At 43.0% G+C, this 17,435-nt stretch carries 16 protein-coding genes; 1 reads left to right on the top strand and 15 read right to left on the bottom strand.

Annotation, left to right across the window (positions count from 1 at the left end; genetic code table 11):
• The 9 genes from DI077_RS07820 to DI077_RS07780 form a co-directional block, all read right to left on the bottom strand.
• A complete protein-coding gene (locus tag DI077_RS07820) occupies positions 1-1,122 on the bottom strand; it encodes a flagellar basal body P-ring protein FlgI (RefSeq protein WP_109019609.1) in 1,122 nt (373 codons plus the stop codon).
• Positions 1,119-1,856, bottom strand: coding sequence for a flagellar basal body L-ring protein FlgH (locus DI077_RS07815; RefSeq protein WP_109019608.1), 738 nt, complete (start codon positions 1,854-1,856; stop codon positions 1,119-1,121). The genes DI077_RS07820 and DI077_RS07815 overlap by 4 nt, the downstream gene beginning before the upstream one ends.
• Entirely contained in the window at positions 1,853-2,785 is a 933-nt protein-coding gene (flgA, locus tag DI077_RS07810) for a flagellar basal body P-ring formation chaperone FlgA (protein WP_109019607.1), read from the bottom strand. Before flgA ends, DI077_RS07815 begins: the two co-directional genes overlap by 4 nt.
• 17 nt (positions 2,786-2,802) lie before the next feature.
• The gene (gene flgG / locus DI077_RS07805) at positions 2,803-3,600 is read right to left on the bottom strand and encodes a flagellar basal-body rod protein FlgG (RefSeq protein ID WP_109019606.1); all 798 of its coding nucleotides are present in this window, start codon (positions 3,598-3,600) and stop codon (positions 2,803-2,805) included.
• Positions 3,601-3,673: 73 nt separating this feature from the next.
• Positions 3,674-4,108, bottom strand: a complete 435-nt coding sequence (dut, locus tag DI077_RS07800; RefSeq protein ID WP_167837133.1) for a dUTP diphosphatase — start codon at positions 4,106-4,108, stop codon at positions 3,674-3,676.
• A complete protein-coding gene (locus tag DI077_RS07795) occupies positions 4,108-5,391 on the bottom strand; it encodes a M16 family metallopeptidase (protein ID WP_242935409.1) in 1,284 nt (427 codons plus the stop codon). Before DI077_RS07795 ends, dut begins: the two co-directional genes overlap by 1 nt.
• A 44-nt stretch (positions 5,392-5,435) precedes the next feature.
• A complete protein-coding gene (gene pnp, locus DI077_RS07790) occupies positions 5,436-7,526 on the bottom strand; it encodes a polyribonucleotide nucleotidyltransferase (protein ID WP_109019604.1) in 2,091 nt (696 codons plus the stop codon).
• Positions 7,527-7,531: 5 nt separating this feature from the next.
• The gene (gene rpsO / locus DI077_RS07785; protein WP_109019603.1) at positions 7,532-7,798 is read right to left on the bottom strand and encodes a 30S ribosomal protein S15; all 267 of its coding nucleotides are present in this window, start codon (positions 7,796-7,798) and stop codon (positions 7,532-7,534) included.
• 25 nt (positions 7,799-7,823) lie between these two features.
• The gene (locus DI077_RS07780) at positions 7,824-8,759 is read right to left on the bottom strand and encodes a pseudouridine synthase family protein (RefSeq protein WP_109019602.1); all 936 of its coding nucleotides are present in this window, start codon (positions 8,757-8,759) and stop codon (positions 7,824-7,826) included.
• 413 nt (positions 8,760-9,172) lie between these two features.
• On the opposite strand from DI077_RS07780, the gene DI077_RS07775 reads away from it, so the two are divergent.
• Positions 9,173-10,468, top strand: a complete 1,296-nt coding sequence (locus DI077_RS07775; RefSeq protein ID WP_242935408.1) for a hypothetical protein — start codon at positions 9,173-9,175, stop codon at positions 10,466-10,468.
• 55 nt (positions 10,469-10,523) lie between these two features.
• Here DI077_RS07775 and DI077_RS07770 read toward each other — a convergent pair whose 3' ends face one another.
• The 6 genes from DI077_RS07770 to rimP form a co-directional block, all read right to left on the bottom strand.
• Positions 10,524-10,754, bottom strand: coding sequence for a hypothetical protein (locus DI077_RS07770; protein ID WP_109019600.1), 231 nt, complete (start codon positions 10,752-10,754; stop codon positions 10,524-10,526).
• Between the two features lie 203 nt (positions 10,755-10,957).
• Positions 10,958-11,779 carry a sulfurtransferase gene (locus DI077_RS07765; RefSeq protein ID WP_109019599.1) on the bottom strand — a complete coding sequence of 274 codons (822 nt, stop codon included), beginning with the start codon at positions 11,777-11,779 and terminating at the stop codon, positions 10,958-10,960.
• Positions 11,780-12,248: 469 nt separating this feature from the next.
• The gene (gene rbfA, locus DI077_RS07760) at positions 12,249-12,671 is read right to left on the bottom strand and encodes a 30S ribosome-binding factor RbfA (protein WP_109019598.1); all 423 of its coding nucleotides are present in this window, start codon (positions 12,669-12,671) and stop codon (positions 12,249-12,251) included.
• Between the two features lie 12 nt (positions 12,672-12,683).
• Positions 12,684-15,434, bottom strand: coding sequence for a translation initiation factor IF-2 (gene infB / locus DI077_RS07755; RefSeq protein WP_242935407.1), 2,751 nt, complete (start codon positions 15,432-15,434; stop codon positions 12,684-12,686).
• Positions 15,435-15,449: 15 nt separating this feature from the next.
• Entirely contained in the window at positions 15,450-16,832 is a 1,383-nt protein-coding gene (gene nusA, locus DI077_RS07750; protein ID WP_109018524.1) for a transcription termination factor NusA, read from the bottom strand.
• A 2-nt stretch (positions 16,833-16,834) separates the two neighbouring features.
• Positions 16,835-17,371: a ribosome maturation factor RimP gene (rimP, locus tag DI077_RS07745; RefSeq protein WP_242935406.1), complete on the bottom strand. Its 537-nt coding sequence runs from the start codon at positions 17,369-17,371 to the stop codon at positions 16,835-16,837.
• Positions 17,372-17,435 lie beyond the last annotated feature (64 nt).

Genomic DNA, 17,435 nt, shown 5'->3' with positions numbered 1-17,435 from the left:
CTACTGAATGATTAGCTCTGCCCGCAGAGCTCCTTGTTTCTTTAATGCTTCCAAAATGGAAATGATATCTTTCGTAGAAGCACCCACTTTATTCAAAGCCGCAACTACATCGGAAACTTGTGTGGCTTCTTTCAAAACAAAAACGGATTCCCCTTTCTCCTGTTCCTGAATGGGAAAAAAGTAACGCATCTTTTGAGTATTCGCAACTTGGATCGTCAAACCCTGTTGAGAAATAGCCACTTCGTCGATGGCAATATTTGCTCCCATAACGATGGTTCCTGTGCGTTCATTAATCACAACCCTTGCGACACTGTCGGGAGTGATAGGAAGGTTTTCCAGTTTGGCTAAAAATGCCAGGTCGATTTTAGGCTCTGAAGTTTTCGGAGCATTCGGATCTTCCGGTGGTGATGCATTAGGTGCCATAGGAACGGGAACTAGAATCTCGGTTGCGGAAACGACCTCCGGTGTGACTCCCAAATTGGAAGTAATCGCATCTACAATGCTATTCATCGTAGAATAGTCCTTATCCATCAGTGAAATCTTGATATGTTTTATAATGGGAGCGTTGGGAATCGACTTTTCAAGTATTCCTCCGCCTGGCACAAAACCGGTATTAGATCCTATTTTTTTATCAGCATTTCCCTTTGATTTTTTTTCCTTACCCCCGAAGATAAGGACACCGGAAGCCACAGCAATCGTTTCTCCGTTTCCCGCCTTCAAAGGAGATTGCAAAAGCACTCCCCCTTCCAAAGAGCGCGCATCTCCGACGGAAGAAACAAGTATGTCGATCCTATCGCCTTCTTTCAAATGTATGGGAATATTCGCAGTGATAAGTACGCTTGCAGTGTTTCTAGCTTCCCGAAGGGATTTTTTCGTATTTACACCTAACTGCGCTAAGTAGTTTTGTAATGCTTCTTCTGTGAGTGGATTTTTCGTGTCGCCTGTTCCGTTCAGCCCTACTACAAGACCGAAACCTGTGACCTGGTTTTCTCTGATCGCGTTGATCTTTGCCACATCTTTCAAGCGGGTTTCCACCGCGAAAAGAATATTAGGAAATCCGAATACTATCAAAACAGCGAAAAGAGATCCGTAACTTTTAGAAGTATGTAAGAATGAATTCATTCGTTGCTTTCCCCGAGTACTCGTTTGATTGTTTTTAAGAGTATCTCTTGTTTTTCCAAATCGGAAAGTTCCGCTTTACGAGTGGTGGTTCCGTCCGGATTGGTAATCGTTTTCATTTGGATATTGGGAGAATTCAATTCCTTAGGATTGAGAGTTCCTTGGAATTCCAATCGGAAGTTTGCAACAAGATCGCTTGAGATATTCCGGTTTTTGTCCAAGTCTTCGGGAGAAATCGTTCCTGATAAACGAAGATTGATTCTTTCTTCGCCGTAATTATAAGTTTTTGATCCTTCCAACTCCAGATTTCCCGATCCGGGATCAATTCCTGTTACAAGGACTGCCATAATTCCCAAAACTTTTGCATTGGTTTTGGACTTTCCTACTTTGGAACGCATGAACGTACTATTTGTGTTATATGATGGTAAATCGGAGATCAATTTTTTGTCAGGAACAGTTTTGATATCGTTATCAAATGTCGCTTTGTATTCGGACTCATATTCCACTTTGAATCCTGTTTTTAAAATTACTTTTACTACGGTTCCCGGTGAAACCGATTTAGGATAAGAATATGGATCTTTGTCTTTCCAAAGAGAATCCGCATAAAGCCCGGAGTCTTCTCCCTTTTCTTCGGTTCTAAATAAGCCGAAGAAATCGGAAAAAACAAAAGAACAAATAATGACTAGGACGATTTGTATCGAAATTTTAAATGAAAATTTAAGAAAACGGGTCATCATTCCGACTCCAACAAACAGATACCAGGTGATTGAATTTTACCTTCCAGTTTTTTATTGGAAGTGATATTGATAAGACTGATCTTATCACCTTCGTTTCCCGATTCCAAAGCCCTGGAACGTGCCTTGATCATTATATTTCCGATCGTATAAACAAGCTGGACTTCTTGTCCTCTTTCCACCATATGAAGCAAACGAAGTTGTTTCTTCTGAATGGGTTTGTCCGTTAAAATTTCATTGAGCGCTGTCTTTCCGATAGGATTGTCCAAATCGTATTCTTCAAAAGAATCGGAACTGAAGAAGGACCGTTTTTCCACATCGTTTTCGGTAATGATTTGTTTGGAATCAATAAGTCGTTTCGCAAACCATGCTTCTTTTTTTTCTTCAATAACAAAAGTAAGTGGATAGGAATGAATGAGTCCGTTTTCGGAATGGAGATCCAAAGGAAAAATTCTTTTTCCTCCGTGAAATTTATTTCCCATTCTTCTCCAAACCAGTTCCACACCCGTGGAAGGAATTTTGATTTCATTTCCTTCATAATGGATTTTAAATTGGTTTTCATCCAATCCGTAGCTATCTTGCAGATACTCACGTAGCTTATTTTCCAACTGAACGGCGGAAACGGATTTTACCAAAGGAAGTACCAAGGTTTTGGTTCCCTTTACTTCCCAATCCGATGGGTTCCCTGATTCCTTCGAGGCGGAGTTCAATCGGGAACTTACATCTTCCGGTTTTAAAAACAGAGGTGACTTTAAATTTTGGTATAGAACAGGGTTCCAGGTAGATTTCCAAGGGAATAAATCATTCGCGTATACTTCTTCCGAATGAACGATGATTTTATTCTTTAAATATAATTTTTGAGTTTGGGATTCGGATGCATACAAGGATGCACCGAAAAGCCCGAATATCAAAATCAAAAATACCTTTCTCATGATTCTATATCTTTATCTTATCGTTTTAAGCCGATCGCCGTAGAAAGCATGTTATCCGAAGTTTGAATGGTTTTGGAATTGGATTCATAGGCTCTTTGAGCTACGATCATATTCACCATCTCTTCCACGATTTTCACGTTACTCATCTCGAGAAAACCTTGTAATACTCCGCCGTATCCTTCTTGTCCTGGCATTCCAGGAATCTCGGGACCAGATGCTACTGTTTCACGGAAAAGGTTTTTTCCTACCGCTTGCAAACCGGCCGGGTTTACAAATCTGTAGAGTTCAATCTGTCCGATCGTGGTGGGACGAATATCGTTTCCGATTTTTACAGTGACTTCTCCCTCTTCCGCGATGGAAAGAGTATTGAGAATAGCATTTTCAGGTAGAATGATAGGTGGTTCCAATAGATAACCGTTTGAAGTTACCACCTGTTGGTTGGAATCGATTTTGAAAGATCCGTCTCTGGAATAAGAGAATGTTCCGTCAGGCATTTGGATTTTGAAAAATCCCATTTCTCCGGTAAGAGCCAAATCAAGTTTATTTCCAGTTGCCTGAAAAGAACCGATTTCGAATAACTTTTGTGTGGCGGCGACTTTTACACCGTGCCCAACATTCACACCGGTAGGAATTTCCGAAACGGAACTCGCAGGGGTGCCAGCTAGTACCTGATGTTGGTAAACTAAATCTTCAAAATCAACTCGGTTCTTTTTAAATCCAGTTGTATTAACGTTTGCAAGGTTGTTAGCAACGGTATCAATGTGAAACTGTTGCGCAGTCATTCCGGTAGCGCCGGTCCAAAGTGACCTCATCATACAAAAGCACCTCTTTCGAAATCTATCGGTCGATTTAAGAAAAAGAGTAAGTGTCTTTTTTACGATTTATGTCTTATTTTCCGGTGCTTCCGAAACCACCAGTTCCCCGCTCTGTGTTTTCCAAGGTAGGTACCACATGGAATGCGATCACTTCGTAACGTTTGATCAAAATTTGAGCGATTCTAGTTCCATTTTCCAATAGAAAATCCGATTTTCCCAGATTCAAAAGAGGGACAAAGATCTCCCCTCTGTAATCCGAGTCTACCGTTCCCGGTGCATTCGGCATGATGATCTTGTTTTTGGTAGAAAATCCGGATCTGGGACGAACTTGCCCCTCAAAACCGGAAGGGATCGCGAAAGCAAGTCCGGTTGGAACCAGAACGACCTCGCCTACAGGCAAAGTGATCGGGGCTTCCAGACAGGCACTGAGGTCGTAACCTGCGGCACCGTCTGTTTTTCTTTCTGGCAGGATTGCTTTTGGGTTTAGGATTTGGATGGATACTTGGATCATAAGGAAGTTGGTATTTTTTGAAATGCGGATTCGCTCATATCTCCCACACAGGAGAGATGTAATTTCGGGATGGAAAAAGTGAGTCTCGCTCTTTCGTTCAATTCGTCGAGGCTGACGGATTTCAAAGCCTTCATCCTTTCTTCCAAAGAATAGTATTTTCCGAAATAGATTTCCTGAAGACCGATATTATTCATTCGATTTTCCGGTAGTTCGTATCCGATCGCCATTCCACCCAATTGGTTGGACTTCGCGTCTTCTAACTCACGTTCGGTGAATCCGTTCTTAACAAGTGTGTCCAATTCCTTCAAAATGAGACCGACACATTGGTTCGCCTTTTCCTTGGAAGTCGCACAAGAAATGGAAAATAACCCCGTAGAACGATAGAAAGAAGGAAAGGAGTAAATGGAATAACAAAGTCCTTCTTTTTCACGGATGTTTTGAAAAAGCCGGGAAGCCATCCCTCCTCCCAGAATCGTGGACATGAGCTGGGTTACAGTCACATCTTTGAAATTTCGAGGAGTTCCGTTCGCTCCCAGCATGATATTAAACTGTTCTATCTTTCTGCGGGAAAGATGTTTCGTATAATGTTTTTTGGGTGATGGCAATACGATAGGATTACTCACTTTTCCCTTAGGATTTTCAAAAGGAAAATACTTACGGGCAAGTCGCAAAACTTCGTCCCATTTGAAATTTCCGGAAACGGACAATACCATGTTCGAAGGGAAATAATGTTTTTCGTAAAATTTGCGGATGGATTTCCGTGTAACGCCGGTAACCGAGTCTTTGGTTCCGATAATATCCCGGCCGTAAGGTGAAGTTCCGAATATATTTCTGAAGTAATAATCATATACAAAATCATCAGGTGCATCTTCATAAGAACGCATCTCCTCAATGACTACTCCTTTCTCGACTTTGATATCTTCTTCCCGAAACAAGGGACGATAGATCATATCGGATAGAATATCGAAGGCTAGCTCCGCTTTATCTTTGATGGAGATTACATAATATTGTGTATATTCTCTGCTGGTGGAACCGTTGAGTATCCCGCCCACTCTCTCAATCTCGGTTGCGATCTGCTTAGAAGTTCTGTTTTCCGAATCTTTAAAAAGCATATGCTCTAAAAAGTGAAAATAACCTAACTCTTGCTTAGTTTCGGCGAGAGAACCTTCTTTGACAAATAAGCCGACTCCCATGGAAGCTGCGTGTTTCATGGGTTGAAATAAGACTGTTAAACCGTTGGGGAGGACTGTGCGGTAGAAATCGTCAGACGAAGAAGGCAAAATACCTACCTTTCCCTCCTTCCTAAGGAAGAAGGGAGAATGTTTTAGTTGTCTAGCAGAACGTCTTTACGAGAAAGATCGATCTTTCCTGTTTTATCAACAGAGATGACCTTCACTTGAATTTTTTGGCCTTCCGATACTATATCCCGAACGGATTGAACTCGTTTCACATCCAGTTTGGAAATATGGCAAAGACCTTCTTTTCCGGGAAGGATCTCAACGAAAGCGCCGAAATCAGCGATACGTTTGATAGTTCCTTCGTAAATTTTTCCCACTTCGATCTCTTCAAAGATACCGTCGATCATTGCGATCGCCTTCTCTTTGGATGTTTCGCTAGGAGACGCGATCGTTACTTTACCGCTATCATCCACGGAGATTTCAGATCCGGATTGTTCAATAATGGCACGAATCATTTTTCCACCAGGACCAATGAGTTCACCGATTCTATCTTTAGGAATTTGTTTCAAAGTGATACGAGGAGCATTGGAAGAAAGATCGTCTTTTACGCCGGAAATCGCTTTGTTCATTTCCCCGAGGATATGATCACGACCAACTTGCGCTTGTTCAATGGCTTTTTGCAAAACTTCCAAACCGAGACCGTTTACTTTCAAGTCCATTTGGAAAGCAGTAATCCCTTTTTTGGTTCCTGCCAGTTTGAAGTCCATATCACCGAAATGATCTTCAATCCCTGCGATGTCGGATAATACCGCATAACGGCCTTTTTCGTCCGAAAAAAGTCCCATCGCAATCCCGGAAACGGGAGCGTGAATGGGAACACCACCTGCCATAAGAGCAAGTGTTCCGGAACAAACGGAAGCCATGGAAGAAGAACCGTTTGATTCCAAAATTTCCGAAACAACACGGATCACATAAGGAAAATCAGCTTGGCTAGGCAGAACTTTTTTCAAAGCTCTTTCGGCCAAATTTCCATGTCCGATCTCACGTCTTCCCGGACCGGATGATCTTCTCACTTCCCCGACTGAGAACGCAGGGAAATTATAATGAAGCATGAAGTTCTTTTCTTTTTGGCCTTCCAGAGTCTCATAACGTTGGTTATCTGAAGTACTTCCGAGAGTGATCACTCCCAAAGATTGGGTTTGACCTCTTGTGAAAACGGCAGAACCGTGAGCACCGGGAAGAACATCTATCTCGCAGGAGATGGGACGGATTTCGTCGGTTTTTCTTCCGTCAAAACGAATCCCTTCGTTTAACACCAATTCGCGGACGACTTCGTATTCCAATTCATGAAGGAAATGTTTGATTTCTTTGGTTTTATCTTCGGGGGCCAAAAGCTCTTTGAAGTGTTTCACCGTTTCGTCGTTGATCTTTTTGATATCTTCGTTGCGTTTTGCTTTTTCCGCGTTTTTGTTCGCAGCTGTGAGTTTTGCCAAAGCAAAATCACGAATTTTTGCGTGAAGGTCTTTGTCAGGAGCTTTGAGAACCACATCTTTTTTAGTGACTCCCAATTTTTTAACCAAGCTTTCTTGCAATTCAACAGCCACTTTCAACTGTTCTTGAGCAAATCGAAGAGCATTCATCATATCCTCTTTGGATATTTCCTGCGCTTCTCCTTCAATCATTACGATGGCATCTTTGGTTCCTGCAACAATGAGGTCCAGATCGGATCTGGTGATTTCTTCATTGGTAGGATTGAGAATAAATTCTCCATTGATTCTTCCGATCCTTGCACCGGCAATAGGGCCCGCAAATGGAATCGGAGAAACGGAAAGTGCAGCGGATGCCGCGCTAATCGCATGTCCTGCCACTGACACTTGTTTGTCTGCGGAAAGAACTTGGACTTGCAATTGTACTTCTGAAAAGTATCCTTCCGGGAACATCGGGCGTATCGGTCTGTCGATGATACGAGATAATAGTACTTCGTGTTCGGGAGGTTTTGCTTCTCGTTTGAAGTATCCACCGGGGAAACGTCCAACCGAGTATAACTTCTCTGCGTATTCGCAAGTTAGGGGGAAAAAATCTTGTCCTTCTTTCGGTTCGTCTGCCGCACATACTGTAGCAAGCAAAACCAAATTTCCAGTCTTATATACAACCGACCCATGAGCTTGTTTCGCCCATTTGCCGGTTTCGATGGTGATAGAGTCTCTACCCCATGAGCCGGTGAACTCTGTAGCCATAGGAATTATTTCCTAAGGCCGAGTTTTTCAATCAGCTTTCTGTAACTATCGATATTAGATCTTTTAAGGTATTCCAAAAGACTCTTTCTTTGGTTCACCATAGCCAGGAGTCCACGTCTGGAGTGGAAATCCTTTTTATTTGTCTTAAAATGTTCAGTAAGATCCTTGATTCTAGAGTCAAGTAGGGCAATTTGTACTTCTGCAGATCCAGTATCATTAGGTTTGCTACCGTGAGTGGCAATGATCTGCTGTTTTTGTTCTTTTGTGATCATATTTCCTCCAAATTCTAAAAACCCTTCAATTAGAAAACATAATTTTTTGAGAAGGATTAAAAAATACTTTCCTGTAACGATAGGGCAAATGGGCTGACTTGTCCTCATATTTGCACCAAGCCAAGATTTGGTCTGTTCGTTCTTCCAACAGATAAAATCCGGTTTCCGTGGCTTTGGGTAACTTGTCCCAAATATAACCCCCATGGATCACTGCTCTGGACTCGCGCGCGTCCAGATACCGGTAAGGGAGGGGCAGAATCTCCTGCCAAGTGCGGGCATCCTCAAAATCAATCGTTTCATAGGGAAGAGATCCTTGCAAATCCCAAGGGCCGATGGTTTCCCGCACCAATCTTCCCAATTGAAGGGGAATCCCCCAAAGATCGGAAAGATCCATAACAATTTTACGAATGTAAGTTCCCGAACTCACATGAACCCGAAAAGAGAAACCTTTTTCGTTCGGCTCCCCGTCCCAAATTTTATGAATCTGAATCTTTCTCGTTTTTTCTTTTACCTTTCTTCCCCGTCTGACATGATCGGACTGCCTCATTCCATCCACTTTGAGTGCGGAAAGTAACGGTGCATTTTGTTCCGTCCAGCTAGTGATTTTGGACAATTCCGAGGAGAGGCTTTCCTTTGAAAATGTTTCGGAAGAAAGATAGGATTCTATTTTTTCCGAAGGCCATTCTTGGGTAACCATTCCGTCCGGGTCTCCCGAATCCGTTCTTTTTCCTACGACTACTTCCGCGTAATAGGATTTGTCTAGTCCGAGGAATAACTCGGAAAAGGCGGTATAATCTCCAAAAGGTATAATGAGAAGCCCTTCTGCAAACCTGTCCAAGGTTCCTGTATGACCGATCGAGTCCAAATGCAAACGTTTCTTCAAACGAATGACCACGTCGGACGAAGTCAATCCTTCGGATTTGTTCACAAATAGATAACCGGATCTTTCATTGAGAGCCATTCTTAATTTAAAGTAAATTCGCACAGACAACCCAGTCAAATAGAATAGATTAGGATTCTTGATTTGTTAGTATCTACTTTTGTGTTTTTATAATGAATTCGATTGGTAATATTATCGATAAAATAAGTATGCCCGGCACCACCACCTTACTACGGGTAAGTGATAAGTAAAAAAGGGCAAAAAGACGCACTTTTAAGAAGAAAAATTTTTACATATCCAAAGATCGGTTTTCAAAACTAGGATTCTGTGTTAGGTGTTTTTCCGTAAGTCCCACGAGCCACTCCCCCCAACCCTAAACAGGGTGGGGGTTTAATACCCGCGCGAAATATTATGTCTCTAATATTTTCACACACATCTATTTCAAGAATGTTGAAATAGATGATAAAAAAATAAGACCCGATTTTATGGTTCTTATGAGCCTACTGTTTAGATTCTTTATCTTATCCATACTGGTTAACCTCGGTTCTATCTACGGGATTACGGTAGTCACCACAAGCGGGAAAACATTCGAAAAGGTTACGATTGAAAAAGATACCGATAGAGAACTGGAAATAGTAGATAAAAACGGAATTTTCATTCGAATCAAAAAAGAAAAGGTCCTCAAGCTAATTCCCGATTCCCAAGGCCAGGCACCGGAGTTAGCCGTGGACGAAAGCGTTCCTACAGGACCTGTCACCTCCCCTGCCGCAGTCGGTTCTCTTCCGGAACATTCTTTGTTACTTTCTCAATCCGTTTCGAATGACGGTGCCTTCCAAGGTTCCGATTTATTCGGAGAAAGACAAGCCAGACGCAAACATAAAAATTATAAAGATGTATATGAATCTTATTTTCTCACCTCCAGCATAGAACTGTTAGGTTTACCAAAACAGTTCAAGTTGGGGATGACGATCATGAATCCTATGGTAGATAGAACCAATACGGATTCCGATCTAAGACTACAATCTTTGCCTGGAGGTCCGGATCAGACGGATATCGTAAACAAGTCGTTGTCCTCGGGAACCCTCCTCTATGATCCGGCCCAAGTGAGAACCAGAAGGGAAAAGAACGGATTACCCGATTATCTTTTCACAAGAGCCATGTATGATCATGAAACAAGACTCGGAACTTTTTCCGCAGGATTTTTATTTATCAATGCAAATGATCCCATCTATGTGATGCGGGGATATTGGGTGATCGGATGGAAACCTCCCTTTTTAGAATGGTTGAATCCTCAATTCAGCATGAACAACAAAATGCTCAATGATTACGGAGGGATATTCCAAGGAACTCATAACTACAGACTTTCTTTCAGTCATGAGTTTTTCAAAGGAGAAACATTCAGAATCACTCCGAGCCTTGTGATCGGTTATGCGGACGTAAATGATAATATCGATCGCAAAAAAGGTGTGAGTGACATCAGCCCCCGGCTGCAATTCGATTATTCAAAATTCTTTTTTGCAATGAATATGATGTACAGGGAAACACCATCCCTTGTGGACAATGCATCTTACACACCGAGTGACGGAGTCTATGCGGATTCAAATCAGAATGACGGGAGAGTGACGGACCCTTCGAAAGTATTCGGTTATGCAAATCAGTACATTCTGAATCAGATTTCAACAAATGCACCGAATGATTTTGTGAAAAGGGAATTAACCCAACACTACCAACAACAACATATCATCCATAGCATCTTCTTTTTCAACCTGGGATATACTATGAAAATTTAGATGCGTCTCAAAGCTGTGGAATTCTGAATCCGTTTCGAAAATAAAACGATCGGATTCAGAGCTTTTCCAGATACAAAGAGGCGTATCTGTAAGCAGTTTTCAGTTGAGTTTTCAAATCACTGCCTGTTCCGATTCCACCCAGATAAAAAACGATCCAGATCATAGATGTGATCGCAACATATTTCGAAAGCTCCTCCACCAAATCGGAAAGAGGAACTTCCCCTGAATAGATTTTCAAAATTACAGCCAGCCATTCCTTCTTGCCCAATTCCCCGTAGACAATCATTACTGCCAGATCGAATAAATAAGAACTTATAGAAGCATATTCGATGATTGATTTGTGATTCCATTTTGGTTCGGAACAAATTCTCCGAACTCTTTGCGATCGATTTGAAATATCCTTTCCAGTAGAGAAAAGATTCCCTATGAATCAATCGAATCCATTTAAGATCCTATCCGGTTTTAACGAATTTTCACATATTTGTTGTTTTACGATTCTATTTTCCCCTTGGGACGATTCGGGTCTTTCCCCCATTCATTCCATGATCCGTCGTATAAGTTTGCATCCTTTCTTCCTAATAATGCAAGCGCCGTAAGAGGAACGGTTGCAGAAGCTCCCCCATTGCAATACAACATGATCTTTTGAGGAAGTTTTTCCGAATCAATACCTGCGTCCGCAAATGCTTTTTTTAACTGTTCCACCGGATGAAACTTTCCCGTTTCAGGATCGATCAGAGTCGGATGAGGTAGATTCACTGCCCCCGGAATAAACCCGTTTGCATATACTTCCGGTCGCCTAGCATCAATTAGAAGAGTATCGGAAGACCTGAACTGAACTTCATCCGCAGTCAGCCTCAATTGGGTACGTATGTTCGGGATGAAATTCGCTTTCGGATAAGAAGGTATTTCGGAATTCACAGGTCTTCCTTCCAGTTTCCACAACCTAAACCCACCGTCCAAAATCTTCACATTCTCATGGCCGTAATAGCGCAAAGCCCAAGCCAATCTTCCGGCAAACATGGAATTATGATCATCGTAAGCAACGACCAGACGGTTCTCACCGATCCCCAAACTTTCCATCAATGATTTGAATTTTTTAGAGGGAGCGATATTGACCGGAACGGGATCGTCCAAATCGACTATATCTTTTGTCCAATCGACAAACACCGCGCCGGGGATATGTTCTTTCTGATAAGCATCTTTTTCCGCATGATACCTTGGTTCCGAAGTTTCCACCCTTCCCCTGATATCTACAATCCGAACATCCGCATTTCCCAACTGTGAAAAAAGCCAATCTGTGCTAACAATCATATAAATCCTACATATAGAACGATAAATATCGGTATAGCCAAATGCGGTGGCGACTGTCACTTCTTTGTCTGATGGATTTTGAAAAAACGAGGGCGACCTCTCGTATCCTTCGGATCCGAGACCGGGCTACTACGGGCTCGCGGATTCCCGCTCGGTCGCGAAATACGCGACCAAGCCCTGCGTATCCCTGGTCGGAGGGAAGATTTGTGTTTTTTAAATTTGTCCGGATGGGTTGTTATTGGTTTTTTCTATACCATCCCCGCCCTATAGACATTGGGTGGGGTTAACCACCCGCCACCCAATGAGTTCCAACTAACACATTCGAAGCGAATTGACAACTTTTACTTCTATTTCCCTGAAAATTCTTAAAATAAGTTCGCCTTTTTGCCTGAGCATAACGGCGTATTTGTTAGTTGGCTTTTAGATAAAGAAAGAAGCGGAAAGTATTGAAAAAAAAAACGAAAGAAATCTATTTTTCTTCCGTTTCCTCGTCCTCTTCTTCGAAAAATTCTTCCGAAGCTTCCGGATGAGTTTCTTCAAAAAGAGTTTTCGGCTTGGATTCATCAATCAATCGAATCACTTCCAAAGACTTGATGTAATTATTGTCCCAGGCAAAAGTAAATCTAGGGTTTGTATGCAGATGGAGTTGTTTGCCTACAAGTGAAGTTAAAAATCCGGCAGAGGACGTTAGCCCTGCCATCAATTTTTTTCTTTCGTTATTATTGCAAAGCGCAGTGAAATAAACGGTCGCCTTCTTCAAATCATCCGTAATCTCGATCCGATGAAAGGAAGGTAGAAAAATCCTGGGATCTTTCACCTTTCCTTCCAAAATCGCGGTAGCGAGAATGCGAATGATTTCCGCTTCGAGTTTTTTCTTTCGAATCGGATTCATAGTTTCTGTCCCTTAAAGTTTACGGGCAATCTCTCTGATCTCGTAAGCTTCAATTTCATCGCCTACTTCAAAATCATTGAATCCATCGAGTAAGATACCGCATTCAAATCCTGTGAGAACATCAGCCACATCGTCTTTCATACGTTTGAGGTTCTTGAGTTTACCTTCCCATAGAATCTCACCTGATTTGTTCGAGATCACTCTAACGCTTGCTTGTTTGGTCACCTTACCGGATTTAACCATACAACCTGCAATGTTACCCACTTTGGAGATCTTGAATACATCTCTGATTTCGATTTTACCGATGACGTTCTCGACTTTTTCAGGATCGAGTAGTCCTTCCATAGAAGCTTTTACTTCATTCACCACATCGTAGATGATGCTATAGTATTTGATTTCTACTTTTTCTTTCTCAGCTAACGAAACCGTTTTCGGATTGGCTCTTGTATGAAATCCAATCACAATTGCATTCGAAGCGGATGCCAGTATGATATCCGAATCCACAATCGCACCCGTTCCCGCGTGAATCACATGCAAACGAACATCGACAGTGGATAGTTTTTCCAATGCTTCTTTGACCGCTTCCGTAGATCCGCGAACGTCCGCTTTGATAATGACTTTAAGTTCTTTGAGAGCACCTTGTTTGATGATCTCACTCATATTGTCCAGAGTCACCCGAGTGGAGTTCTTAGACTGACCTAGTCTCTCATACTCTTGACGGCTATGGGAAATGGTTCTAGCTTCTTTATCATCTATCACCACATCGAAAGGAGCCCCTGCATCAGGCACTCCGTCCAAACCGGTAACAAGTGCCGGGAACGCAGGACCTGCTTCCCGAATGGACCGACCTAAGTCGTCATACATGGCCCGAACCCGTCCCGCATGCACTCCGGCTACGAATGCATCACCCACTCTGAGTGTTCCGTTTTGGATGAGAACTGTTGCAACAGCACCACGACCCGGATCGAGTTTTGCTTCTACTATGGTTCCTTTTGCACGGCGGCGAGGATTTGCTTTGTGATCGAGAAGTTCCGCTTGGATGAGGATCATCTCAAGTAGTTTATCGATTCCTATATTATTCTTTGCTGATATTTCACAGAAGATGGTAGTTCCACCCCATTCTTCCGGTTGAAGCCCGTAGTTGGAAAGTTCTTGTCTTACCTTTTCTGGGTTGGCCGTAGGAAGGTCGATCTTATTGACTGCAACAATGATCGGAACCGTTGCTTCTTTAGCGTGGTTGATCGCTTCAATGGTTTGAGGCATCACACCGTCATCCGCTGCAACAACAAGCACTACGATATCCGTAATGGATGCTCCACGAGCTCTCATGGAAGTGAACGCTTCGTGACCCGGTGTATCTAGGAATGCCACCTTGCCGCGATTAGTTTCTACTTGATAAGCACCGATATGCTGAGTGATTCCGCCTGATTCTCCTTCCGCTACACGCGAAGAACGAATCGTGTCCAATAATTTTGTTTTACCATGGTCGACGTGACCCATAATCGTAACAACCGGAGGACGAGTGATATAATCTTCAGGAAGATCTTTTTCTTCTTCAATGACTGTTTCATCATAAAGAGAAACGATTTTCACCTTACAACCGTAATCATCCGCAAGGATCGAAGCAGTTTCTGCATCAATCACGTTATTGATCGTTACCATCATACCCATCTTCATCAGTTTGGATATGATCTCACCCGGTTTTAGATTTAATTTTTTAGCAATCTCTCCCACTTGAATGTTTTCAAGGATAGAAATCTCTTTCGGTACAGCGGCAAGTGCCGCTGCCTGAGCTTTTTGTTTTCTAAAACTTTGTTTGAAAAACTTAGTATTTTCGTCTTTTTCAGTGCGAGCCTTGTCTTTTTCAAAGACTCTTTTTTTGCCTGCACTGGAACCTGCTGGTCCTCCGGAGCCGGAATTTCCACCACCAAATGCTGGATCGGAAATCGGTTTGGCACCTGGGCCACCTTGACCAATGGGACGAGCACCTCGGTTTCCACCTTGTCCGGGACCACCTGGTCCACGATAACCACCACCACCTTGGCCTTGTCCGGGACCGCCCGGTCCGCGATAACCACCGCCACCTTGGCCTTGTCCGCCGCCCGGTCCGCGATAACCACCGCCACCTTGGCCTTGTCCACCGCCTGGTCCGCGATAACCACCGCCACCTTGGCCTTGTCCACCGCCTGGTCCGCGATAACCACCGCCACCTTGGCCTTGTCCGCCGCCCGGTCCACGATAACCACCGCCACCTTGGCCTTGTCCACCGCCCGGTCCGCGATAACCGCCGCCATCATTTCTTTGAGGAGGTGCATTTGTAGGTCTGGATATAATTGGATTTCTATCTTCTTTTTTGAAAAAACCGGGAACAGTTTGTCCTTGGCTTCTTCTATCGTCATTTCTGTAGTTTGGTGACGACGTATCTCCGGAAAGAATGGATTCAGGTTTTCTGTCCATTGGCCTGGATTCAGGCAATTCTTCTCTTTTACGTTCCGGACGAGAAACAATAGGAGAGGCTTGGGAAGGTGCTTGAGGACCTGATCCTAAACCGCCTTGTCTTTTTGCTTCTTCTCTAATGAGTTCATTTAGATCTTTTTTTCTATTATCAGCTGTAGAAGAACCGGTTCTCGGTTCCACAGGAGTGGCGCTAGCTTTGGACTCAACAGAGTTGGGCTTTTTTTTGATGACAAGTTTTTTTTTCGTCTTATCACCGCTAGCCGCACCCTGTTGCAGGGTTTCTTTAATCGACTTTTGTTCTTCCATATAGTATTGCTAGCCTTAGCCCTCTTCCACCCATTCAATCGACTCACGAAGTAATTTCAAAATTTGATCCGCTGTAGTGCGACCAATTCCCGAAATCGCGGACAACTCTTCCGGACTCACATCAAGCAATGTTTCCACATCCTTGATTCCGCCTGCTTCCAAAAGTCCAACGATCCTTGGAGTGAGGCCAGGTACATCGGAGAGAGGAGTAAGATCCGAATCATCTTCAGAAGTAGATTCATCACTCACTTCTTCCATTGCTTCCTGTTGCGCGTTGAACAATCTATCCAGTTTTTCACGCGCTTCCGGAGAAGCCAGTTCTTGGTTGTACTGAGAAACCGTTTTGATATCGATCTTGTATCCTGACAATTGGGAAACCAACTTCACATTGGAACCGTTCACACCAATTGCAAGAGACAAAGACTCATCCGGAACGATCACTAGGGCATCCCCTCTTTTTCGATCCACATGAACCTCAACCGGTTTTGCAGGAGAAATAGCATTGGCAATAAAAACACTTGGTTCTTCTGAATGCAATACGATATCGATCCTTTCATTTCCAAGTTCACGTACGATCGCTTGGATACGAACCCCTTTCATACCGACACAAGCACCCACAGGATCTACATCTTGTTTGGTTGTATAAACAACTACCTTGGTCCGAAAAGAAGGAATACGTGCTACGTCTCTGATTTCAACGATTCCGTCATAAACTTCGGGAATCTCCATCTCGAATAATTTTTTCACAAAGTCACCCGAAGCTCGTGATAAAGTGATCACAGGCATCGGTTCTCTGGGTCGAATTTCCACTCTGGATATAATTGCTTTTAGGCGATCTCCCTGGCGGTATTTCTCACCTGGATTTTGGTCTTTCTTAGGCATAATGCCTTCGACCTTGCCTAAATCGATACTCATCGCGTCTTTTTTCCATCTTTGGAAATATCCGTGAGTGAGTTCCCCTTCCTTGGATTTGTATTCTTGGAAGAGAAGGTCTTTTTCCATATCGCGAAGTCTTTGGAAAACCATTTGTTTCGCTTGGCTGGAAAGCACTCTGGATAGGTCTTGCGGTTTTTCGTAAATACGAAGTTGGGAACCGACAGAAACGCTAGGGTCTGTTTTGCGGGCTTCCGTTTCCGTAATTTCAAGAGGAGTTTTCGGTTCCCCTTCCACTACTGTTTTCAAAACGGAAACAACGATTTCGTTTTTATTGTCAGAGCCAAACTCGACTTGGCAAAGTTCTTCCGTATCCGTTTCCAAACCTAATTTCTTTCGATAGGCGGTGAGAAGGGATTCCTGGATGATTCCGAGTACAAGATCTCTGTCCAAGGACTTGTCTTGGCAGAACTGTTGGATGGCTTCAAAGAGGCCGATTTCTTTCGTCGCTTGTTTAGTTGCCATAATTATAATTCTAAAAATAAATTTCCTTTTCGAATTTCTGTTAAAGGCTTTTCGATTGCAGGAATTTCTTTTCGTTTCGACGCCTTTCTGTCGTAAGGCACTAAATAAATCGAATCCCCAACTCTCTCGCCCAAACGAAAAATCCGTTTGTCCCAGTCCCCGTCTTCCAAGAGGACTTCTAGTTTCGCTAATAGTCCTTGGAATCGATCCAAATCCTCAGGGATGCGCAGAGCACGCTCTACCCCACCTGAGGAAACCTGAAGAGTGAAGTCAAACTCCTCTCCCCAAAGATCCAGCTCCTCTTTGAGTCTCCTTGATACTTCCTCACAATCAAACAAACTGACTGAGCCAGTTTTATGTGTAAGGTGATCCAGTGTAATCTCAATGAGGGCGTGGTTTTTCCGATTCTGTACTTGGAGCGAAAAAAGTGCAAGAGGCGGTTCGAGAATTTTATTTAAAAGTTCTCGGATGTTTTCCTCGGTGTATACCAAACCATATCCAAAAGGAACTCCGTCAGGGATTCCTAGTAAGAGACCCAATTCATGTTAAAAAATAACACGACACTTGTCAAGCTAGGAAAACCGAGTTGTGCTGTAAATAAAA

The organism is Leptospira kobayashii (genome assembly GCF_003114835.2).
Lineage (GTDB): Bacteria > Spirochaetota > Leptospiria > Leptospirales > Leptospiraceae > Leptospira_A > Leptospira_A kobayashii.
This window is presented reverse-complemented; position numbering and strand designations above follow the sequence as displayed.